This window comes from Listeria grandensis FSL F6-0971 (genome assembly GCF_000525835.1).
Lineage (GTDB): Bacteria > Bacillota > Bacilli > Lactobacillales > Listeriaceae > Listeria_A > Listeria_A grandensis.
Genome location: NZ_AODD01000031.1, coordinates 16,791 through 40,768, shown reverse-complemented (window position 1 = coordinate 40,768; position 23,978 = coordinate 16,791). Strand labels below are relative to the sequence as shown.

General features: G+C 41.7%; 17 protein-coding genes and 1 pseudogene. 10 read left to right on the top strand and 8 right to left on the bottom strand.

The window, feature by feature from the left end:
- Positions 1-84: 84 nt before the first annotated feature.
- From PGRAN_RS13980 to PGRAN_RS13965, 5 genes are all read right to left on the bottom strand, one after another.
- Entirely contained in the window at positions 85-1,698 is a 1,614-nt protein-coding gene (locus PGRAN_RS13980; RefSeq protein ID WP_036068008.1) for an immunoglobulin-like domain-containing protein, read from the bottom strand.
- A 76-nt stretch (positions 1,699-1,774) separates the two neighbouring features.
- Complete coding sequence (locus tag PGRAN_RS13975) at positions 1,775-7,126, bottom strand: FN3 associated domain-containing protein (RefSeq protein WP_036068005.1); 5,352 nt, start codon at positions 7,124-7,126, stop codon at positions 1,775-1,777.
- A gap of 443 nt (positions 7,127-7,569) precedes the next feature.
- The gene (locus PGRAN_RS13970; protein ID WP_036068004.1) at positions 7,570-8,583 is read right to left on the bottom strand and encodes a hypothetical protein; all 1,014 of its coding nucleotides are present in this window, start codon (positions 8,581-8,583) and stop codon (positions 7,570-7,572) included.
- Positions 8,492-8,929, bottom strand: a complete 438-nt coding sequence (locus tag PGRAN_RS16455; RefSeq protein ID WP_077914709.1) for a helix-turn-helix domain-containing protein — start codon at positions 8,927-8,929, stop codon at positions 8,492-8,494. The genes PGRAN_RS13970 and PGRAN_RS16455 overlap by 92 nt, the downstream gene beginning before the upstream one ends.
- Positions 8,930-9,182: 253 nt before the next feature.
- Positions 9,183-10,349 carry a hypothetical protein gene (locus PGRAN_RS13965; RefSeq protein ID WP_036068001.1) on the bottom strand — a complete coding sequence of 389 codons (1,167 nt, stop codon included), beginning with the start codon at positions 10,347-10,349 and terminating at the stop codon, positions 9,183-9,185.
- Between the two features lie 631 nt (positions 10,350-10,980).
- On the opposite strand from PGRAN_RS13965, the gene rpsF reads away from it, so the two are divergent.
- The 6 genes from rpsF (at position 10,981) to PGRAN_RS13935 (ending at position 15,937) form a co-directional block, all read left to right on the top strand.
- Complete coding sequence (gene rpsF / locus PGRAN_RS13960; RefSeq protein WP_036067999.1) at positions 10,981-11,274, top strand: 30S ribosomal protein S6; 294 nt, start codon at positions 10,981-10,983, stop codon at positions 11,272-11,274.
- Positions 11,275-11,332: 58 nt separating this feature from the next.
- Positions 11,333-11,896: a single-stranded DNA-binding protein gene (ssb, locus tag PGRAN_RS13955; protein ID WP_036067997.1), complete on the top strand. Its 564-nt coding sequence runs from the start codon at positions 11,333-11,335 to the stop codon at positions 11,894-11,896.
- Positions 11,897-11,950: 54 nt separating this feature from the next.
- Entirely contained in the window at positions 11,951-12,190 is a 240-nt protein-coding gene (gene rpsR, locus PGRAN_RS13950) for a 30S ribosomal protein S18 (protein ID WP_036061496.1), read from the top strand.
- Positions 12,191-12,533: 343 nt separating this feature from the next.
- Positions 12,534-13,928, top strand: a complete 1,395-nt coding sequence (locus PGRAN_RS13945) for a branched-chain amino acid transporter BcaP (protein ID WP_036067994.1) — start codon at positions 12,534-12,536, stop codon at positions 13,926-13,928.
- Positions 13,929-14,167: 239 nt separating this feature from the next.
- The gene (locus PGRAN_RS13940) at positions 14,168-14,947 is read left to right on the top strand and encodes a DUF4003 family protein (protein WP_036067992.1); all 780 of its coding nucleotides are present in this window, start codon (positions 14,168-14,170) and stop codon (positions 14,945-14,947) included.
- A 72-nt stretch (positions 14,948-15,019) separates the two neighbouring features.
- A complete protein-coding gene (locus tag PGRAN_RS13935; protein ID WP_036067990.1) occupies positions 15,020-15,937 on the top strand; it encodes an aldo/keto reductase in 918 nt (305 codons plus the stop codon).
- Between the two features lie 113 nt (positions 15,938-16,050).
- Here PGRAN_RS13935 and PGRAN_RS13930 read toward each other — a convergent pair whose 3' ends face one another.
- Positions 16,051-16,410, bottom strand: coding sequence for a hypothetical protein (locus PGRAN_RS13930; RefSeq protein WP_241433366.1), 360 nt, complete (start codon positions 16,408-16,410; stop codon positions 16,051-16,053).
- Positions 16,407-16,535 carry a TetR/AcrR family transcriptional regulator gene (locus tag PGRAN_RS17395; protein ID WP_241433365.1) on the bottom strand — a complete coding sequence of 43 codons (129 nt, stop codon included), beginning with the start codon at positions 16,533-16,535 and terminating at the stop codon, positions 16,407-16,409. The genes PGRAN_RS13930 and PGRAN_RS17395 overlap by 4 nt, the downstream gene beginning before the upstream one ends.
- A 200-nt stretch (positions 16,536-16,735) precedes the next feature.
- On the opposite strand from PGRAN_RS17395, the gene PGRAN_RS13925 reads away from it, so the two are divergent.
- The 3 genes and pseudogenes from PGRAN_RS13925 to PGRAN_RS16070 form a co-directional block, all read left to right on the top strand.
- Entirely contained in the window at positions 16,736-18,868 is a 2,133-nt protein-coding gene (locus PGRAN_RS13925) for an MMPL family transporter (RefSeq protein WP_051998669.1), read from the top strand.
- Positions 18,869-19,347: 479 nt separating this feature from the next.
- Entirely contained in the window at positions 19,348-19,821 is a 474-nt protein-coding gene (locus PGRAN_RS13920) for a hypothetical protein (protein ID WP_051998668.1), read from the top strand.
- 20 nt (positions 19,822-19,841) lie between these two features.
- Positions 19,842-20,684, top strand: a pseudogene (locus PGRAN_RS16070) (HAD hydrolase family protein); the annotation flags it as partial.
- 65 nt (positions 20,685-20,749) lie between these two features.
- On the opposite strand, the gene PGRAN_RS13910 reads toward PGRAN_RS16070, so the two are convergent.
- Positions 20,750-21,640, bottom strand: a complete 891-nt coding sequence (locus PGRAN_RS13910) for an aldo/keto reductase family protein (RefSeq protein WP_036067988.1) — start codon at positions 21,638-21,640, stop codon at positions 20,750-20,752.
- A gap of 361 nt (positions 21,641-22,001) precedes the next feature.
- On the opposite strand from PGRAN_RS13910, the gene PGRAN_RS13905 reads away from it, so the two are divergent.
- Positions 22,002-23,978 carry a DHH family phosphoesterase gene (locus tag PGRAN_RS13905; protein WP_036067987.1) on the top strand — a complete coding sequence of 659 codons (1,977 nt, stop codon included), beginning with the start codon at positions 22,002-22,004 and terminating at the stop codon, positions 23,976-23,978.

Sequence of the window (23,978 nt, the reverse complement as noted above, 5' to 3'; positions counted from 1 at the left end):
CGTATACATTAAGCCTTTCGGTGCATAAATAAAACGACTCCCTGCTAGCTTAAAACAGGGAGTCGTTTCATTAATTTTCATCATTTAGTTTACAATAACATTGACTGTTTGTAGGGCAGAGCCAGTCGCGTCATATGCGGTCAGGACAACTGTATCGTTCTTACTTGTGATCAGGTTTTTCGCATAGTACTGGAATTCTTGGCCGATCGGAAGAACTTGAACTGTCGTCTGTTGCACGTTGTTTACTGTTAGACGAATTCGTACCACGTCGCCGGTGTATTGACCTTTTACGTAGTTGTCAGCGCCGATTTTGAATGGGCTTACTGTGACGCTTCCGCTAACTGATGCGATGGAGACTACTTTGCTGCTTACTTCTTGACCAGCTGCATTAAAGCCTACTAATTTTACAGTATCAGTTGCTTTTGTGATGTTTGTTTTTGCGTAATATTTGATGATGCCATCGGTTACGCCAACTCGTTGTAGTGTAACTCCATTGACTTGTAGCTCTATTTTTGTCATATCGCCGGTGTACGTGCCTGTTATATAGTGATCTTGGCCGATAGTAAATGTAGCTAGGGTGTTAATTGTTCCTGGTGGGCTAGTAATCGTCACAGGTTTTGTATCAAGTACTTTGCCAGTGCTGTCATATGCTGTAATTATAGCGATATCAGTTGCGCTACGGATGACATTGTTAGCATAATACTTTATGTCTGTAGCAGTAACGCCCACTTTCGTACCTTCCACGCTATTTACTGTCAAACTGATTTTCGCAACCTCACCAGAAAATTGTCCGGTTACGTAGTTTTCTTTGCCAGGCGTGAATGGGTTTAGGGAAGTAATCGTTCCTACTGTAGTGTCAGTAGTGACTGAAATCGTTTTTGTGTCTAAGACTTTGCCGGTGTTATCGTAACCAGTAATCTTAACCACGTCCTTTAGGTTCGAAATAATGTTGCTTGCGTAATACTTAAAGTCTGGAGTGGTAGCCGGAATTTTCGTACCTTCCACACCATTTACTGTCAAACTGATTTTCGTAATGTCGCCAGAAAATTGTCCCGTTACATAGTTTTCTTTTCCTAGCTTGAATGGACTTAGAGAAGTAAACGTTCCTGCTGTAAGTTCTTTCGTGACGATGATATTTTTTGTGTCTAAGACTTGGCCATTCGTGTCGTAACCAGTAACCTTAACGACATCTGTTAATTTGAGAATAAGGTTTTTTGCATAGTACTTAAAGTCTGAAGTGGCGACACCAACTTTTGTGCCTTCCACGCCGTTTACTGTCAAACTGATTCTTGCAAGATCACCAGAAAATTGCCCCGTTACATAGTTGTCTTTGCCAATATAGAAGAGGTTCGGTGTCATTTTGACGGTTGTTGGGATCTGCACGTTTACCTTTGTTTTTTGTAGCTCGTTACCATTTTTGTCATAAGCGATCATGTAGACTTGGTCTTTTGCTGCGCTTATTTTGTCTTTTGCGTAGTATTGGTATGGTGAACTGCTGACGGGAATGATTTGTTGTAGTGTGCTGTTAACTTCTAGACCTATTTTTGCGACATCGCCAGTATATGTTCCTTTTACGTAGTTGTCCACGCCTAGTGTAAAGGCATTTGTCGTGATGGTTCCGGATGTTTTGTTTTCTAGTAATGTCTTGGCTGTGTTCAATTTAGTTTGTAGGTCTGCTTTTAAAATTGGATCTTTCACAGTGTCTACTGCTTTTTGAGCTGTGGCAATTGCTAGTTCATCTGTTTCTGTCTTGATGGAGCCTGAATCTGGGTTGTTATTTGTGAATAATTCTGAGACTACTTTTCTCTACTGCTGCGTCTTTTTGTGCATCTGCTGCTTCTAGGGCATTATTTGCTGTTGGACCCCAGTTATTTGTTGTGAAGGCGCGAACGGTAAGTGATGTTGTTTTTGGAAGTATTGTTCCTGCTGTATATTTCGTTGCTTTGCTTGATACGACACCGTCTGCACCCATTGGATCGGTACCGTCTGTTGTATAGTAAACATCTGTGTTGGCGTTAGGGTTATTTAGAACTACGCCAGAGCCGCTCGGTATGATGCTTACGTTTTGTAGTGTATGTGCCATGCCGTATTTTGTCCACATTTCTAAGTTGTATTTCACGCGGTCAGGGACTTGGGCTTGGACTTTGACTTGTGTTGTTAACCAATCTTTGTAAATGGTAGTTCTAGCACCCATAAATGCTGCGTCAAGTTTGTAGGCTGCGTCGATTTCTTTTTGGTTATCCAGAATCAGTTGTCTCACGTTTGCGACAGATAATGGAGCATCCGTTGCACCTGCGAAGTCACCGCTTGCTGGGCCGATTTGCTTGAGGACTTGATCTTTTACAAGCGTCTTGAACTCTAGGTTTCCGGCTGTTGGCACCGTAGTACTATTACCTGAAAAGCTACCAAATAGAGAACCAGCGCCAAGTTTTGAGTTAGTGTCAAAAGCGGACCATTTGTAGCGATACGTTCCGCCACCACCTGCTAGGGCAGAAGAGGTTGTACCAGTGCCGCCGTTATTGTAGAAGGCACCGTCTGTATCATTGATGTTGAATTTCATCTTGATTCCGTTACCGTTTAAAATATCATTGGAAACGACTGCGTCTACTTCTTGTTCGGTATCAATAAACATGAAGAGGATTTGTGTTTTGATTAAATCTTCTACATCGACATAGTTTTTGAATTCTTGGAAGTTTTTCGCTGTTGCAACGGCTTTTACTTTTGTCAAAATGTTCGCGTCGCCGTCACCAGCTTCTACGATACCTGGAATGAAATAGCCATCTTGGAAGCGAATTTTCGTGTAGTCGTCATCGCTACCGCCGAAGTATTCTTCAAACATATTTTGTCCGAAGTCTTCACGCATTGTTTTTACGCCCATGTATTTGCCGTTGTAGTAGTACTGCACGTATTTTGTATGCAGTGCGAGTTTGTTCATTTGTCGTGCTAATTCGTTTGTTACTGTTTCATCGTAGCGATTATAGCCTAAGTTGTAGACGTCATTTTGTGGACCGTCTTGTCCTTCTTTTAGTTCTAGTTTGCTGAATTTACCTACAACTGGGAAAGCTTCGCCTGGTGTTGCATCAAAGAAGTTGTATTTTGCTTTTTTCGCGTTGTAATCACGGTGGAATTTAACTGCTACACCGGAATTGTATTGCCCAGCGCTTGCCTGTCCGAATTTTTCAGCACCGGAGTAGTTGAAGTAGTTGGTTCCGCCGCCGCCCATGTGTGAATCTAAATACTCGAATGTTCCAGGGCTGTAAGAGGTAGCGACTAGGTCTGTTGCCGCACCTGTGACAGAAACGATTGGGAAGTCATCGATGGCTTGCGCGTATTCATCGCTCGTAATGTTAGTTTTGAACTGCCATAGAACGCCGGATGTGACTTCGTTTTTGTAGTTGTCACGCAGAACGTACGTGTTGGAAAGGACGCCTGTGTTACCAGTTGCATCATAGCCGTAGACTTTAACAACCGTAGTTTTGCTGATCTTGATTGGGCCAGTATAAACTGTACCTTTTGTTGCGCTCGGTTCGCTGCCATCTAGGGTGTATTTCAGTGTGATGCCGGCTTTAGAAGTCATCGTTAGGTCAAAACCAGTGTCGTAAATGCCGCGATCTTTGCTGAACTGTACCGCGTAGTTTGTTTGACCGCTGTTGTTTGATGTGCCAAACGTTTCGGAGCTGAATAATGTTAATGTTTTGCTTGCGTCTGCTTGGCGCCCGAATGTTTGATTGTACGCTTGTTTTGTATATTTGATAGAGTCTACCGTTTTAAATTCAGAACCGACTTTTGCGGATAAAATAACGTCGCCGCTACCGCCGATTTCGAAACTCAAGTGGTTGTTTCCAAGTTCCGGAGCTTTATCAGAATACAAAATGCGGTACCCTTTAGCTGGGATGATGAATTTGGAAAACTCGAATTTGTCTAGTGTCTTAGATTTATCAGTGATATACATACCTTTATCTAAAACAACTGGCACATCGTTGTCATTGTAAAGCTCGATCCATGCATCTTTAGAACTCGCTGTTCCTTCTGATGATAATTCGTTGATGTAGACGTTTTTGATTTTGTCTGGTGTGGCTTGCGCGTCTGTGATACTTGGGCCTTTGCCATTGTTCTTGTATTTGATGATAAGTCTTGCTGCTTGTGCGTTTCCACCTTGGTACACACTACCGATGAAGTTGTCGCCGTCTATGCGGAATGCCATTGACTGGCCATTTTTCCAGCCTGCCATGCGATTTTCATTGATGAGGTCTTTCAAATTGGCTGTGCGAACGGCTTGGTTTAATGTTTTGAGAGCTGGTTGCGTGTATTTCACTGCCAAATTGCTGTAGGCGCGTGATGTGATATTTCCAGCAGTGGCTGCGTAGACTTCTGGGTTGCCGCCAAGTTCCGTGCGGATTTCCATGTTGGAACTTACGTTAGCTGCATTAACTGCACTTGTTGTGAATTCCAGGTAAGCATCTTCAATTTCTGCGCCTTCTGGAATCGCAACATTTGTGAAACGGAATGCGGATATGTCTTTGTAAGCTGGTGTTAGCGTTGCTGTATAATAGCCGCCAATCCTTAAATTCGCGTTTAGATTCATTGTTTTTGCTGTGCCATATTCTTCGGCATCATCGGTAGAATTTGCTACTTGTCCGCTGAAATCGCCTGATTCAGAGTAGTATTCTAACACTAGTTTTGGAGCTGCAGCAGCGCTTGTTTCATAAGATTTTGCTACGTAAGCACCTGTTTTGTTACCGTCGATTTTGAAAACGAGGTCTTTTAGGTCTGGTGTTGTTGCGCGCATTTCTTCAACGACGGATGTTAAATCTTCAGTGTTTAGGAGATCATTTATCGCGGCTTTCGCTGGGGTTGTCGTATTCACGGCGCTTTTTGTTAGTACGCGACTGTCAAATGAAGCGACAGTTGCCGCAAAAGCATCACCATTTCCAACTTGTCCAGAGATTGTTAAATTTGTTGCAGAACTTGTTGCGGCATTTGCTGTGAAAACAAGATAAGCTTTACTGATAACGGCATCTGCAGGGATATTAACGTCTGCAAAACGCACAAAAGTAGATTGGGGAACATTGCTAAGTTGTCCTTGTAATTCAAGCGTTTTACTCGTTAAGTCCGCTTTTGCTGCTGTTACTTTTGCGTCGTCATTTCCAGTTTTTACGCTATATTCTTTTTTAGCTAGCGGGATATTGTCTGCATCTTCGCGAATGGCATAGAAAGATGATGTGACATCGCTATGTTGTTTTGCATTGTATGCGTACGTTTTTACAGTGGTATTTTTGTTAATCTTGATTGGTGTTGTGTAAGTTGTTCCGTTTGTTTCGCTTGGAACGGAACCATCTAGTGTGTATTTGATCGTGTTGACAGAATCTGATTTTAGTTCCAAGTCGAATGCTTCTTTATAGATGCCAGCGGATTTGCTTGGTGTAACGGCTACGATTGGTTTTGCATCATTATTTGAGCTAGCATACGTGCCAATTTCGTAAGAGACAAAGTTGTTTTCTGCATCGTTATAACGGCCTAATGTCTCGTTGAATGCCATTTTCTTTACATCGACTGTATCGATTTTGTGGAAACTGCTGTCGTATTTAGTCGAAAGATAAAGTGTCGTATCGCGATCGCCTAGTGTGAAGTTCGCAGATGCATTATTTTGCGTTCCGTCTGCTTTTACCACGCGGTAGCCTTTTGCAGGGATGTACAGATTTTTCAGTTCTGATTTTCCGAGTGCATTCGCGTCATCCGATAGGAAAACATCTTTTTCAAAAAATACAGGTACATCGTTATTATTGAAAATTTCAATCCAGCCATCTTTTTGTGTGTCGGTTCCCATACTTGATACTTCATTGATGAAAATGTTCTTTAGTTTAGCTGGGTCTTTTACAACATCGTCAAGAGTAGCGTCATTTTCGCTATATTTATACTTGATTACGAGTTTTGGTTGTAAAGCTGCGCCTGATCCACCTTGGTAAACACTGCCGATGTAGTTATCGCCATCTATTTTGAATGCCATTGCGTCGCCATTTTGCCAGCCCATTAAACGGGTTTCGTCAATAATGCTTTTTAGGTTTGGGGTTCTGATCACTTGTTTAGTGGTTGTGAAAGAGGGTTGTTGGTAGTTCACAGTCGAGGCTGTATAGTTACGTGCGCTGATATTTCCTGCTCCACTTGTGTATGTTGCGGGATTGCCTAATTCGGATGAGATCGATAGGTTCGCAACACGATTTGTTACGACTGCTTTTGCTGTGAACTCTAGATATGCATCTTCAATTTTTGCGTTTGCGGGGAGATCTACATTTCCAAAGCGGAAAGCTGAGAGGTCTTTGTTTGCGGGAGTAAGCGTGGTATTTGTATAGCCGCCGATCGTCATCTCTGTGTTTAGGTCGATGGTTTTGTTCACGCCGTATTCTTCGGCATCATCAGCGGTATTGCTAATGTTTGCTTCATATTCGCCTGATGGTGAGGTGTACTCCACAATTAGTTTTGGAGCCATGGGAGCACTTGAATCGAATGAACGCGAAATGAATGATCCTAGTCCGCTACCGGTAACTTTGAAAACATAATCCTTGATGTCTGACGTGTTTGCGCGCATTTCTTTTACAATAGAAGAAAGGTCGTCTGTGTCAAACACGGTATTTACGGCCGCAACTGGTGTTTTCATTGTTATGGCTGTTTGTGTGAATGTCCGATTGGTGAAGGAAGCAACGGTGCTTGCAAATGCTGCTTGTGTTCCGAGTTCGCCGGACACGTTAATCGTTGTCGATTGGGTAGCTGATGAAGCATCGCGTGCTGTGAAGGAGATATAGGCCTTCGTGATTTTTGCATCTGCGGGTAAGGTCATATCGGTAAATCGTAAATATGTTGCTTGTGTTGCTCCAGCTAAGCCGTGTAGATCAAGGCCTGTGCTGGTTAGGTTTACGGCTGTGTTTGAAACCTTGGCATCGTCCGCACTCGTTTTTATGGAAACTTCTTTCTTCTGAGCAAATGTTTGCTCACTGTCTATTGTTTCTGTTTTCGTTGCTACTACGGCATCGGCATAGGCCGCGATATCTCCGAGTGTACTTGGTACCATTAGAGATAAAATCATTGCTGCTGATAAAATTTTTAAACCAAACTTGTTTCTTTTCTTCATGTTTAATTTCATAACTACTTATGCATAATTCTTATATGGTGAGTAGTCATATCCTCCTTTTCTAGTGTGAACTGCTTTACTTTTTAATTGCAAATATGTCTTCCTTTTTTTTTACATATATTTTCGACTGTTTTTTATTTTGCTTGAAGGATTCTTCTATAGACTAGCCACGCTATAGGCGCGCTATTTCAAGTCTTTTTATCACCTCGCTATTGTTTATTATAAATGGGATCGTGTCTTTAATGATCCCTTATCCTTACATTAATCTTAACAGCATTTCGGAGGTCGCGTCACTAGATTTTGGGTAATATTTTTTAAGGAAAATCAGTTATTCACAGAAAAGACATTTATTATCAAAATTTAAGATAGCGCTTTATTTATTCATATATATGTATTTTTATGCATTTGTTTGAACGCAAAAAGCAATGACTCCATATTTGGAATCACCGCTTGTTCTCGAACCTCGAATTCACAATTTCATCCAATGCTGCAAAATCACGTTTTGTCGGGGGCATATGCCAAACGAGTACTTCAACATCGGTTATATTGGGTATCGAGGAATCGCTTATAATGAGGTCGTGTTGTGCCCAATGCTCGCTAGGATTAAGCTCATCAGAAAAAAGGATAGCATCTTCGGAATAATAGCGCCTGATTTGTATTTTTAAGTATTCTTCCCAGATAAATCCTTGTTTTGAGATAATCTTGATGTGGAGAGCACTTGTGTAGGCCTCTGTTGATAAGCCAACAGAAAATAGGTTATGAACATAAGTCGCAATAACTTCGCGATTACTTCTCACAAATTGGTAGTCGGGCAGTCCCTCGTACCTTTTTAAAACGGCCAAAATTTCTTGTCGATCGACTGTATCTGGTGCGAACTTGTTAGAAAAGTAGTCGACATCTAAAATAAGATTGGCTTTCTCGATAAACAGGAAACGCGCTAAATAATCGAGAAGCGTGACTTTTAACGCCAATGTATCGGTTATGCGATCCTCCACAATAGCTAGCAGATCTTCTGTTAATGTTAGGCGAATACGTTGAAATTTCCCATTATAAAGAACACGCATATTCATTCGCTCACGATTGATGTACGTAAATGATCCTAAAAAACTCATGAAGATGATCATATAATATTCTAAAGGAGGGAGCGGGGCACCCAGTGCTGTTTCCAGATCACTGAGGTCAATGTCCATCCCTTTGTGATACGCAACGAGATCATGCCAGAATTGAATATCCTCATCACTAGCTTGAAGAGGATGCCCATTCTTCAATCGTATTAATGATACGGCAATCGCAGTGGCGTAGTCAACACGGGCACTTAGCGAAAAGTAGACATTCATATGTTGTTCGAATTTTTTAATAAATTCATTAATATTTTTTTTCGAAATCCGAATCCTGAATGACCCAGCCAGTATAAGGGTAGCTTTTGCTAAATAGATGGTAGAAGAAAAAGCGAACATTGACTTCGCTTCCTTGAATTTCCAGCGGTGCGTTGTTAAGTACGAGTCTGCTACGAGCTAAGAAATTATCGACTTCTGCTAGCTTCACATAAAAAGTAGATCGGCTCACAAAATTGGTTTCCGCCCATTCGGAGATGGTCAAGTTTTCTTCGATAAACGCGGACATTGCAAGCTGAAATAGGTGGCTAGCTGAAATCATGTACGCCGTCAAGTAGTCGAAGTTGATTTTGGGAGTAGTGTGTAGTGAGAGCTTTTTATCGGCTTCGTGTATCTGGGCAATATCTTCTGGAAACATAGCGTTTAGCACTTCGATGTCTGCATTTAATGTATTGACGGAGCATTCCACAGTATTGGCGGCTTCTTTTTTTTATAATCGCTTCGTCTGCAAAAAATAATAGATTCAGTAGCTTCAAACGGCGATATTCCGACGCAGGAATGATATTTTTCATGTGTAAAAACCTCCCTTTTATTTCTTATACTACTATCCTAATGAACTTTTCATGTGTGGTCAAATGTGAGTAGTGGATATGGTAGAAAAGCTTTATTAGGAGAGGTGGGGGAGGCTTTATCTACTATTGAAATTCCCGCACCTCTATTTCTTAGTGTATAAATTCAGCCAAAATACTCGTAACCACAACAGATAAAATGGTCACTGTTGAAAAGCCCGCAATAATCATTTTCGGTAGAATACTAGCCTCAATTGCCGCGATTTCTTCTTTGTTTTCACCAACGCTTTTCGCGGCCTCTTGACTCAAAATCATTGTTCCAGGGAATCCATAGAGAGGTGTGAGGCCTATCGCAATGGACATCGGGATACTGTAGCCAAGAATTTTACCCACAATTGCTGAAAAAGCAACACTGCCGGGAACACCAATAGCAAATGCGATGCAAAGTGGTCCAATAAGGGCGAGTAGGTCATCGACAGAAGATGTGGCAAGAGGGCCGAAAATGATGAGAAGAATGCCTATCATCATCAGTCCGTAGGCATCAATGCCGCTCAGAACATGTGGTTTAAGTACGCCAAGTGCGCGAAGTAAAATACCGAATAATAACGCGATAACAAACGTGTTAAGGATACCATTTGTAATGTTATCAATATAAGTAGAAAGCACAACAACCGCTCCAACCACAAATAACGTACCTGCCGTTGTTTGGAAGGCTTTTGGTAAGATTGTTTTCGGTTCTTTCTCCTTATGCTCTACTGGTTTTTCTACTTTTAACGTACCTGCGCGATATTCTCCTTTTAAACGATTCGCTTCTTTGCGCAAAATAAGTGATGTAAGTGGGTAACCAATCAAGCCTTGAAAAGCTGAAATCAGTACAGCGAAAACGGCAACCAGCACCAAACCTGATGCCAGCGCAGCTTCTTGGATAATGATAACAGCAATGGTAGTACCGCTGATCGCACCAATTGCCGCGATGACGAAGTTTTGATCTAAGAAGAAAGAACCTATAGCAAAAAGAAAAGTGGCAATACCAAGTATCGCAGCAACTCCGGTTAGAACGGTTTTCCATTGTTTTTTTAACTCGTCGATACTAATCATCGTTCCAATATGGACAATGATTAAGCCTATGACTGTCTGGCCAAGCGTTAGCAAGGATGAGCTAGTCAGTAAATCTTCCGGAAATATATTTGATTTAAATCCTACTATAAAAATAATTGCTGCTACAAGTAATGATGAAATCACCGACTTTGTTTTTTTAGCTACAAAATCACTGATTGTCCAAATAAGCATGATAATCGTAAAAGCTGTAACGGGATTCATATAAACCTCCACTCCTTCGTGTTAAAGCATTGTCATTTAAGGTTTGATAAACTAATCTATAACAATTTGTTCTAACTTTGTACAATGTTAAGGCATGATAGCTACTCCTTTAAAGAATATTTAGATATTTTATACTAAGCGATACCACATAAGGGAGAAAATAAACCTCTTTTCTTGATTTGCTTACAAAAGGGGTATTTTGGTGTGGTTGTGCAGTTTTTGCTTCATACTAAAAAAACACCTCTAAAAAAGGAGTGTTACTCAACATTCTGATGAGGCTATAATACGCGAGTTCAGTGATTTTTCAAAGTGAGTTACTTATACATAGAAGAAAGTTGATACAAGGAAGACATTTCGGTATAGAAAGCGAATAGCAGACACAACACAGAGTTGCGAACCCAAACTAGCTATGATATAATTATACCTCGTGAGTAATTAAAAATTATTCCTTGCCCGTTTCTAGTCTCAAAGCCGCAAAACGCGATGTAAAGACTAGAGGAACTGTTAATATAATAAGAGATGAAGCTTAAAAAAGATGGAACGCTAACCTGTTTTTGAGGGTAAGGTGTAGGATTTTATATCGCTTATGAACTGTTTTAGGGCCGCTAAGACCACAAGGAGGTGTAAAGAGATGGCAAGAACGTATGAAATTATGTACATTATCCGTCCAAACATTGAAGATGAGGCGAAGAAAGCTTTAGTAGAGCGCTTCGACGGCATTTTAACTGACAATGGTGCGGAGATCATCGAATCGAAGGATTGGGGTAAACGTCGTTTGGCTTATGAAATCGAAGACCATAAAGACGGTTTGTACCAAATCACTCGTATTTCTGCTACTACTGCGGATTCTATCAATGAATTCGACCGTTTAGCAAAAATTTCTGATGATATTATTCGTCACATGGTTGTTAAAGAAGAAGCTTAATATTTCCCGAGGATTGCTCGGATTTTTATGAAAAAAAGAGAGGAGGTTGGTTCTACTTATGATGAACCGTGTTGTATTAGTTGGTCGTCTGACAAAAGATCCTGAATTGCGTTATACTCCTGCTGGCGTTGCTGTTGCGACGTTTACACTTGCTGTAAACCGTAACTTTACAAACCAAGCTGGAGAGCGTGAAGCAGATTTCATCAATTGTGTGGTTTGGAGAAAACCAGCCGAAAACGTTGCGAACTTCCTTAAAAAAGGGAGCTTAGCAGGTGTTGACGGTAAGGTTCAGACGCGTAATTATGAAGGTCAAGATGGCAAGCGTGTCTATGTAACAGAAATTCTTGCTGAAAGTGTGCAATTCCTAGAGCCCCGCAGTGCAAACGGCGGCGGAAATAGTGGTGGCGGCTACAGCAGTAACAGTAATGATGGCGGTGGACAGCAGCAGTCGTATGGCAATAGCAATACTGGCGGCGGCTTTAACCAACAGAATGATAATAGCTACGGACAACAGAATCAACAACAACCTCAATCTCAGAGTTACCAAGCCACGCGTAACGCAGATCCATTTGCTAGTGATGGTAAGCCAATCGACATTTCAGATGACGATTTACCGTTCTAATAAGGCGAGAAGCGTACGTATGATTGGATTTTAATTTGATAGGAGGAAACTATAATGGCTGGAGGACGCAGAGGCGGACGCCGTCGGAAAAAGGTTTGTTACTTTACTTCGAACGGAATTACGCATATCGACTATAAAGATACTGAGTTACTGAAAAAATTCGTTTCCGAACGTGGAAAAATTCTTCCTCGTCGTGTAACTGGAACGAGCGCTAAATACCAACGTAAATTAACGATTGCTATTAAACGCTCACGCCAAGTAGCATTATTACCATTTGTTGCTGAAGAGAAATAAAACTTGAACCTCCCGATTTTGGGAGGTTTTTTGGTGGTTGTTGGGGCTGTTCGAACAAAGTGAGCTACAGCCCCAATATAAGGGCGAGCGTAGCGAGCAGTTAATCCTTAAAAGGCTGTTTGAACAAAGTGAGTTACACTCCAATATAAGTGAGCGGTTAATCCATCTAGGCTGTTATCGTCAAAGGGGAACCGTAGCCCACAAACCCTACAACCAACAATACAGAATAAGATTGTATTTTTTTCACATTTATTGTTTAAAGCATTGACGCATATTCGCATTAAAGGTATGATGTACATAGACATTTTATAACAAAAAAACAATAAGGAGCTATAATAAAATTATGTTTTGGAAATCATTATTGAGAAAAAAACCGTTAGAAGCACTTATTCATAATAAAAGTAATAGTATTCATTTAAAGCAAACGCTTGGCGCGATGGATCTGATTTTCCTTGGTGTCGGAGCGATTGTGGGAACAGGGATTTTTATTTTACCAGGAACAATTGCGGCGCTTTATTCGGGTCCGGCAATTGTGTTGTCATTTGTAATCGCGGCGGTAGTTTGCGCGCTTGCGGCACTTTGCTATTCGGAGTTTGCTTCGTCGGTACCTGTGGCGGGTAGTGCGTATACTTACGGCTACGTTATTTTTGGGGAGTTCATTGCTTGGTTACTCGGCTGGGCGCTTTTGCTTGAGTATGGGCTTGCGGTTGCTTCTGTTGCGAGTGGCTGGTCGTCGTATTTCAAAACGCTATTGTCAGGATTTCATATCCACATTCCCGATGCTATTTCCGGTGCATTTAATCCGGAGGCGGGGACGTATGTTAACATTCCTGCCATCGCGATTGTGGCGATCATTGCCTACTTGTTAACGCGCGGAATCCGTGAATCGACGCGGGTGAATGCCTTTATGGTTATTTTGAAAATTAGTGTGATTTTGCTGTTTATCTTGGTGGGGGTTTTCTACGTGAAGCCTGATAACTGGGAGCCATTCATGCCATTTGGATTTAGCGGTGTGTTGAACGGGGCAGCGTTGGTATTCTTCGCCTATCTTGGATTTGACGCGGTATCGTCGGCGGCGGAAGAAGTGAAAAACCCGCAGAAAAATATGCCGATTGGAATTATTGGTTCGCTACTCGTTTGTACGGTTCTATACATTGCGGTGTCGATTGTGTTGACAGGAATCGTTTCGTATCAAGACTTGAATGTTGCTGATCCGGTTGCTTTTGCGCTTCAAGTGATCAATCAAAATTGGATTGCAGGAATCGTGTCACTCGGTGCGGTGGTCGGGATGATTACGGTCATTCTGGTTATGTTGTATGGCGGAACGCGCCTGATTTATGCGATGGGACGCGACGGTTTACTACCAAAAAGTATGGCAAAAATCGATGAAAAAACGAATACGCCGATCAAAAGTACATGGACGTATGCGATTGTTATCATGTTCTTCGCGGGCGTTGTGCCGCTAAATCGGTTGGCGGAACTCGTGAACATGGGGACGTTGTTTGCTTTCATGATGGTGTCAATTGGAATCATTTTCTTGCGTCGGAATAAATCGATTGCGAGCGGTGGGTTTAAAACACCATTGTACCCAGTGCTACCAATTGTTTCATTCTTGATGTGTTTATTCTTAATTACGAGATTATCTGTGGAGACATGGATTGCTTGTGGAATTTGGTTCTTGCTAGGTTTGATTTTGTATTTTGCATTCGGGCGTAGGAATAGTACGCTGAATAAATAAGTTGACGACGCATTTGAAAGCAATTTAAATGGTGCTATAACGAGTGCGGAAATATAAGTGTCATGTGAACACCCAAATACCCTAGCTGCTCCAGTAGCTAGGGTGTTTTTTAATAGGCTGTCTACTTTTTATCGCTACGATCTTCTAACATGTGCTTGAAGTCGCTGTTTGTAGTCTTTTTCGTCCTTTGGTACAATAAGTATAATAAATAACGTGATATCAAAGGAGTGCGACGGCGGATGGCGGATTTAGTTTTTGATAGCGGTAGGGTTGTGAATGATTTATTGGTGAACTTTCAGCGGGTGAAAAATTCGGGCGTGATGGGGATTGATAAACGGATTAGATTTCTTGTGGAAAGTGGGTTCAAGCGGACGAACTTTACGTATTTCGGTGCGTATTTGCTTTTGAAAGCGGATAAACCGCGGAATGTGGCGGATCGTGCACGCGATATTTACATGGCTTTGCGTAAGCAGCACCCGTTTTTGACCGGAGCTGAGGACGTGACATCGGCGGTTTTGATGGCGCAACTGGAGACGTCGCTTTCGGTAGAGCAGTTGACGGAAATTAATGAGTATTATTTCACTGAATTTAATCGTGCGGGATTCAGAAGAAATGATAGTTTGCAGTTTTTGGCGGCGACTTCTACGTTGATTTATATGGAACGTGACGCGAATTATGTGAAGAAAGTGGTGCATTTGGCGGAGGAACTTGAGCGCGCGGATGTGAAAATTAGACCCATTCATTATGTGACGCTTGGGATTTTGGCTTACGTGCGGGAGAGTACAGATCTTGATGCGGTGTTTTTTGATTTGTTAGAAGCGATGCGTGAGGATAGCGGATTGCGGTGGAATCGGGAGTTTTATACGGCGATGGCGCTTAGTTTGTACACCGAGGATCAGGCGCGGAATATGACGAAGGAGCAGGTCGAGAGTTTGATGGTGTCGGTGCACGTGTTGATTGCAATCGAGCGGGCGGCAGCGGCGAGTGCTGCGGCTGCGAGTAGTGGCGGAGGCTCTTGATTGACTTCGCCCAGTGAGCGTGTGAAAATAGAAGCGTAAGTGTTTATCAAATAAGACAAAGAGGTGTTTCCATTGAACAAAATTAATCTTGGTAACAGTGGCTTGCTAGTTCCTGAAATCGCGCTTGGTTGTATGCGTATGGCCGATTTATCTAAGGATGATGCAGCGAAAATGATCAACACAGCGATGGATGCGGGGATTAATTTCTTCGACCACGCAGATATTTATGGTGGTGGAAAATCAGAAGAAGTTTTCGCGGATGCGGTTGGAATGAACCCAGCGGTACGTGAAAAAATGATTTTACAGTCGAAATGTGGTATTCGTCCAGGCATGTTCGACTTTTCGAAAGAGCATATTTTAGAGTCGGTGGATGGTATTTTAAAGCGTTTGCAGACGGATTACATCGATATTTTACTGCTCCATCGTCCTGATACGTTGGTGGAACCGGAAGAGGTAGCAGAGGCGTTTACGATACTTAAGAAGAATGGGAAAGTGCGGGAGTTTGGTGTGAGTAACCAGAATCCGATGCAAATCGAGCTTTTGAGTAAATATGTCGAGCAAAAATTGGTCGCGAATCAGTTACAGCTCAGTGTTACGAATACAGGTATGATTGACGCGGGTCTTAATGTGAACATGACGATTGACCGTTCTGTGGATCGTGACGGTAGCATTTTAGATTATTGCCGCCTAAAAGATATTACGATTCAAGCGTGGTCACCGTTCCAATTTGGCTTTTTCGAAGGTGTTTTCCTCGATAATCCGAAATTCCCAGAGTTAAACACAGTCATCGACCGCATTGCCGCTGAAAAAGGTGTAGAAAATACAGCAATTGCGACGGCGTGGATTCTACGTCATCCGGCGAAGATTCAAACGGTGGTCGGAACGATGAATCCTGAACGTTTGCAAGCGATTAGCGCGGCGTCCAATATTACGTTAACACGACAAGAATGGTACGAAATCTATCTGGCAGCGGGTAATGAGCTGCCTTAATGGCATAAGAAAAAGCGACACATGTGTTTTCATCCTATTTCTAGGACTTGAATGCAAGTGTGGCTTTTTTAGTGAAATAAAGGTTTTGCAATATGGCCTATTAAAACGGTGTATCACAAATCAATTTTCACCGGTAAAACCGCCTTGAACAACGTATCCATCTGCGCCCAATCTGCAGGCTCAGTCATCTGCTGTGACCAATACATAATCGCACCAAGGTTCGCAGCGTAAATATAGGTCAACAAATCAGGAGGAATATCACTGGCGACTGTCAATTTATCGATGTTCGCCTCAATATCTTTCTGAAACTCCGTCAAGAAAAAAGAAGCCATCGTCTTGAAAAACGTATCATCATTTTTCTGCTTCTCAAGCGCCAACTGCATATCCATATAAACGGTATCAAATCCAGACTGGAAAGGATGATTAATTCGATCTTTGATATCTAGCGCAAAATAATCCTGAAAACTGCTCAATGCAAAACGTACATCAATAAATCATATTTATCATAGAAATGTTTATAAAAAGTCGTCCGGTGAACAAGTGCTTCCTTACAAATATCATTGACTGTAATGCTTGATAATTCTTCTTTTTCAAGCATTTTCAATAAAGTCTCATAGAGCGCTTTTTTTTGTTTTTTTGCACCCTTAAATCTGAATTTTTCATCTACACATCTCCTAAAGTGTTGCTTAACTATACAAAATAAACAATCTGGTTCTTACATTTCATCTCGAAATCATGTAATATACACTGTATGTCTATAAATATATAATAGCGTGAATTGAAGGAGGAAACAATCAATTGGCAAATTTACTTTACAAACTAGGACAAACTTTTGCGAAACACAAATGGAAAACGATTATTTCCTGGTTTGTTGTTTTAGGAATTATCGTGGCCGTACTAGGCATCAAAGGTATTAATTTTACTGACGATATCAAAATGAGCGGCCTAAAATCACTCGATACATCGAATAAAATCGAGGAAGAATTTAAACAAGACAGTCAAAAAGGTAGCATCAGAGTCGTGTTCAAAAGCGATCAAGAAAAAGGTATTGTGACACCAGAATCACAAGCTGCTATCATGAAAGTTTTAGCAGAAATCAAGAAAAGTGACGATAAAATAGAAGGCATCGCGAATCCATACGAAGCAAAAACAATCAGTCCAGACATGACGACAGCTTTTGCGGATATTAGCTATAGCGTCAATGCGATGGCGGTTGGTGAAAAATCGGTCGACCAAGTCAAAGACGCACTAAAAGGTATGGACGACAAACACATTGAAACCGAGTTAACAGGTAATGTCATGATTACACCAATGGACATTGGCGGCTCGTCCGAAGCCATCGGTATCGTCGTGGCACTCGTGATTCTAATCATCGCGTTCGGTTCCGTTATTGCAGCAGGACTGCCAATCATCACAGCAATCCTGAGTCTTGGAACAAGTGTCGGTATCATCGCGATCATTTCAAGTTTCTTCGAGATGCCAAATGTCACACTCACGCTTGCGGTCATGATTGGCCTCGCCGTTGCAATCGATTACGCGTTATTTATCCTATTTAAATACCGCCAAATCATTCGCACCGAGAAAAATCATCTAAAAGCAGTTGGACTTGCGACAGGGACAGCAGGTAGCGCCGTTATTTTTGCCGGAATTACCGTTATTATCGCCGTTTGTGGTTTATCCCTTGTCGGTATCGAATTCCTGACTGTGATGGGGCTTGCCTCCGCGCTCAGCGTTCTTTTCGCCGTGCTTTCTGCGCTAATCCTAATCCCAGCGTTCATCGGTATTTTCCACAAGAAAATCAAGCCACAAAAAGAGAAAACTGGTAAAAAAGGCGACAACATTTGGACGAAATTCGTTGTTGGGAAGCCGCTTATCGCGTTCTTAGCTGCAGTTATCGTTCTTGGCGGACTAAGCATTCCGTTTGGCTCAATGGAACTCGGAATCCCGGATAACGGCTCGAAACCGAAAGATTCCACTGAGAAAAAAGCATACGACATTCTATCTGACAAGTTTGGCGAAGGATTCAACGGCCCGCTAGTTATTTTGGCAGATACAACCGACAAAGGCAGTGCCGCGAATCTAACCGAAGTTACAAAACATATCTCAGGCATGAAAAACGTGGCAATCGTCACGCCGCCAATGCCAAATGAAAACGGCGACTACGCACTGATTACCGTCATTCCAAAAACAGGACCGACGAGTAGCAAAACAACGCAACTCGTTCATGACTTGCGCAGCTACGCAAAAACAGCGGATAACAAATACAATATCAGTATGGAAGTAACCGGACAAAGCGCGATCAACATTGACATGTCGCAAAAGCTTAACGACGCGATTCCAGTTTTCGCAGGCGTTATCGTTGTGTTGGCATTCATCTTGCTCACCGTCGTGTTCCGTTCGCTACTAATCCCATTGACAGCCGTACTTGGCTTCGTGCTTTCATTAACAGCGACACTAGGATTCACCACAATGGTCATGCAAGACGGCGTATTTAGCGAACTATTCGGCATCAGCACCACCGGTCCAGTTCTCGCGTTCCTACCAGTCATCACGATCGGTATCCTGTTCGGACTCGCGATGGATTACGAGGTATTCCTCATGTCCCGCGTTCACGAAGAGTATACCCTGACAAAAGACAACACGCATTCCATCAAAACAGGTTTAAAAGAAAGTGGGCCTGTCATCATTGCAGCAGCACTGATCATGTTCTCCGTTTTCATCAGTTTTGTTTTCGCGCCAGACCCAATGATCAAATCAATCGGGATTTCCCTCGGTTTCGGCGTCTTGTTCGATGCGTTCATCGTCCGCCTAACCATCATCCCAGCCCTAACGAAACTATTTGGAAAAGGCTCATGGTACATGCCGAAATGGCTCGATAAAGTGTTGCCATCGCTTGATATCGAAGGGCATCACTTGAAAGATAAAAAGTAGTAGTAAAAACAAGCACTTTGATTAGATGCTAAAAACTCTCTTAATAAAGTAGGCAATGGAAAACCTCCAGAACTACTTTATTAGGGAGTTTTATTTTTTGTTTAACAGATTATCTGCCATCCAAGTACCTAATAGTAGAACCGATATTTTAGGTCACCCCACAAGAAATCGCTTTCTTTTTGAACATAAAAAGAGTTACATGCATTTTCTTAAAAGATCATATAGAAACTAAGTTGATATCACCTTGACTGACACTTTTCAGATATTAGACAACCTAATCTAAGAAAAAATGAACCTCACTAAAAATGGAAAAACAATAATGAAAGCGTTTTTTAAAAAAATGGTTTATCATTCCAAATTCGAAAGTTATAAGAATAATTGAACAAAGTAGCTGCAAAGGCTTCTTTTTTTGTTACACTGAGTGTGAATTAGAAATACAAAATTTTCTAGTTCGACAAAAAAAGAAAGGAGAGATGGAGATGAAGGCTGTCGGGTTGAAAGAATATTTACCAATAAACGATACGAATAGCTTTATAGACATTGACATTGAAAAACCAGCAAGACTAGGAGAACGAGAGATGCTTGTATTAGAATTAATGGAATATCATACGCCTAAAACGACGCCCATTGATCCTGAAACAATAAGGCAGAAAGATGTGACTACCGTGGAAGGAGTAAAACACATTGCTTTATCTGTTAGAAATATCGAAACAGAGTTTAGTCGAGTGAAAAAGATAGATGGGGTTACTTTCATAAATAAATCTCTAGGCTATGAACCATGTAAGATTGATGATATAACAATAAATGATTTTGAAATATCTGGGGAAAATGTAGTGGGGACTGCGAAAGAAGAAGTGCAGCGAAACATAAGTAACACGTGGTACTTTTATTTCCTTGATAAATATGGGGTGCAATGGGAATTCGAACAAGGACATGTAGATTTAATAAATTAGGGGGATACGATGGTTAGGTTATTAATGCTAGATTTGGACGACACGCTGTTGAATGACGACCTCGAGCTATCATCTGTTAATAAGGCAACACTGATAAAAGCACAACAACAAGGAATCAAAGTGGCACTATCTTCAGGGAGGCCTACTTTTGCGATGGAAGCGTTGGCAGAAGAGTTAGAGTTGGGGAAATATGGGGGGTATTTAATTTCATTTAATGGTGCTGCTATTATGATTGCAAGAATGAAAGATCGATCTTTCATATGTCTTTACCAAAAGGAGCACTGGGGGAACTTTATAATATTAGCCAAAAGTATAATGTGTATATGCAAACTTATATAGAGAATGCGATTGTAGCGACAGAGTATAATAAATACACAGATATTGAGGGTGATATAACAGGCATGGAGATTGTGGTTCCTAGAGTCTATGATGATATTTTAGAAGAGGAAGTTACTAAAGTTATTTTATTGGAAAATCCGACTATGTTAAAGCATTTAGAGTCTAAATTAGCATCGTTTTCAGAAGGGTATTTGAGCATGACGATATCAAAACCATTTTTCTTGGAGTTTATGAATGAGGGTGTTGATAAAGGTTTGGTATTATATAAGCTGTGTGAACACTTGGGAATTCTGACATCTGAAGTCATCGCTTTTGGAGATAGCTATAATGATCTTCCGATGTTAAATAAGGAAGCTGTATCTGTCGCAATGGGGAATTCCATAGGTGAGGTGAAGTCTGTATGTGATTATATTACAGATACAAACACAATCACGGTGTTTCGAAATTTATTGAAGATCGAGTATTTGCTCTTGGGGCTAGTTTTACAGCAATGGAGAACGGATGAAATATGGAAAGTCTGGACATAAAATAATACGTTAAAAAAGGGATGGAAAATCTGAATTTAGACTTTCCATCCCTTCTTTTCTGTTCATTTGAAATGTTGTTCATATAATAAGCCGTTTTCCAGTTGTTCTTCGGTAACGTTATTTTCCCATTTCTTCACGTCTTCTCGGTATTCTGCGGCAGAATAACGGTTCATTTCATCGATAATGGACATATCAGATGCCGCGATATCAAAATCAAGCTGATAATTTTCTTTGACACGCTTTGGATTGCTTGATTTAGGAATGATGTGATAGTGATGCTGTAGCGCCCATTTATTGAGCAGTTGGCCAATACCGACGTCATATTTTTTACATAAAGTGTCCAGTTTCGCTTTTTCTGCATCGGTTAAAGCTGAATCTGGATAAAAAGGATTTGGTGTGAAGTAGGGCTTCAGAATCGAATAGCCGGTTAGGAGAATGCCTTCGGATAGACAGAATGCTTCGAGCTCAGCAGAACGTGTTGTCGGTGAACATACAATCTGGTTACAATACGGTTTTACCCCAGTCGCTTCTACAAGATCTTGAATCCCTGCAATTGAAAAATTAGATACGCCGACATGGCGGATAATTCCTTCTTTTTGCAGTTCTAGTAAAGCTTGATAAGCTGATAAGTTCAGTGTTTTGTTCAATTCGGCATGAAGTAATACCAAATCTAGATAGTCTGTACCCAAGCGTTGTAAAGATTGGTGAACCGAGGTTTTTGTGTGTTTCTTGTAGTTCATGGGCGCGATTTTAGTCGTTAAAAATAGCTCAGAACGGTCTATTGCTAAGTCTTTTAAAATAACACCAATATCATATTCATTATTATAGACTTGTGCGGTATCGATATGTTGGTAGCCAGTTTCCCAAGCAGCCTGGATAGCATGTTTCAGTTCGTTAAAATCAGTTAATAGCCAAGTTCCTAAACCTACATTTGGTAAATTTTCAACAGTCATATGAATCAGCCCACTTTACTTTTATTTAGCACCTTATTATCCTAAAAAATGCTAGTTAGTGCCTAGGGTTATTCTAGTATACCGCCAAAAAATTGTCAATTTTGGTTGCGTACTGTGCTTGTTTGGAAGCTGGGATATGCCGATGCTGGAAAATATGGGACATTTTGTTTTGAATAAGAATAAACAATGTTACATTTTTGCTTCATAGTAACATTCAAAACCTGATTTATGGTATGATTAGAGTATTCTCATTTCCGGTGAGGAGAAGGTGAAAATGCTTACGATAAGATTATAATACATATGGAAGATACCTCGTTTTGGGAAGATTAGAAACTAAGAAAGCAAGGGGGGCTTGCAACTGATGTCAGGTTTTTTTCAGAAAAGAATGCTAAAATATCCTTTGTATGGGCTAATAGCAGTTGTACTCGTCCTGACAGTTGTCACTTTTTATTATAAGTGGTGGTTGGCGGTACTTTTATTTGTCGCTGTTACATCGCTCGTTATATTGTTATTTTTCATGGAGAACCGATTGAATAAAGAGGTTCAATTATATATTTCTAACTTGTCGTATCGGATTAAGCGCAGTGAGGGTGAGGCGCTGGTTGAGATGCCGATGGGGATTTTATTATATGATGAGAATTATAATGTGGAATGGTTTAACCCGTTCATGGCGAAATATTTTGGGCAGGATGATGATATTTTGGGATCGTCACTGGCTGATGTTGGGCCGGAGTTTTTGACGGTGATTCGCGGGGAAGAGGATCAAGGGATTCAGTCGATTGCGTGGCGGGAGCACCGTTTTGATACGATTGTGAAACGGAAGGAACGCATTATTTATCTGTATGATCGGACGGAGTACTATGATTTGAATACGCGTTATCAAGCGGATAAATCGGTTTTTGCGATTATTTTTCTGGATAATTATGATGAGTGGACGCAGGGCATGGATGACCGTAGACGTAGCGCGCTAAACAATTTGGTGACATCGATGTTGACGAACTGGGCGAAGGAACACCGGATTTATTTGAAACGGATTTCCTCGGATCGCTTTATTGCCTTTTTGACGGAGGCGCAGTTGGATCGGTTGGAAGAGGAGAAATTCCAGATTCTTGACCGGATTCGTGAACGGACGTCGAAGCAGAATATTCCGTTGACACTGAGTATCGGGATTGGTTACAAAGAGGATGACTTGATTGATTTGGCGGATCTCGCGCAGTCGGGGCTTGATTTGGCGCTCGGCCGTGGTGGGGATCAGGTCGTGATTAAGCAACCTGAAGGACAAGTTCGCTTTTATGGTGGAAAAACGAATCCGATGGAGAAAAGGACGCGGGTTCGGGCGCGGGTTATCTCGCAGGCGCTTCAGGAACTCATTACGCAGAGCGATCAAGTTTTTGTGATGGGGCATCGTTATCCGGATATGGACGTTGTTGGTTCGAGCCTCGGCGTGATGAAAGTAGCTGAAATGAATGAGCGGCAAGGTTATGTTGTTGTCGAGCCTGGTAAAATGAGCCCGGATGTACAGCGCCTAATGCGGGAAATCGAGAAGTATCCAGACGTGATTCGCAATATTATCACGCCACAGGTTGCACTCGATACGATTACGGATAAGAGCTTGCTTGTTGTGGTCGATACGCACAAACCGTCGATGGTTATCAATCGCGAATTGCTTGAAACCGCGGCACATGTCGTAGTCGTCGATCATCATCGTCGTTCTGAAGAATTTGTCGAGAATCCAGTCCTTGTCTACATTGAGCCGTATGCTTCTTCGACAGCGGAACTGGTAACCGAGCTTTTTGAATACCAACCAGCCACTGAAAAAGTCGGCAAAATTGAAGCGACAGCGCTCCTTTCGGGGATTGTGGTCGATACGAAAAACTTCACACTTCGCACGGGTTCGCGGACCTTTGATGCAGCGAGTTATTTACGCTCACTTGGCGCGGACACCGTTCTCGTACAGCAATTTTTAAAAGAAGATATTGAGACGTTTAAGCAACGAAGCCGTTTGGTGGAGTCACTCGAGGTGTATCATGACGGCATGGCGATCGCGACTGGTCGTGAAGATGAGGTGTTTGGCACTGTCATTGCGGCTCAAGCGGCAGACACGATGTTGTCGATGGAAAGCGTTCAGGCCTCATTTGTCATTACACTGCGTCCCGATAAGATGATCGGCATCAGCGCGCGTTCCTTAGGCGAAATCAACGTCCAAGTCATTATGGAAAAACTGGGTGGCGGTGGACATTTATCCAATGCGGCAACCCAGATGAAAAATATTACGATTAGAGAAGCAAAACAACAACTTTTACAAGCCATCGATGCTTATTGGAAGGGAGAAAACTAA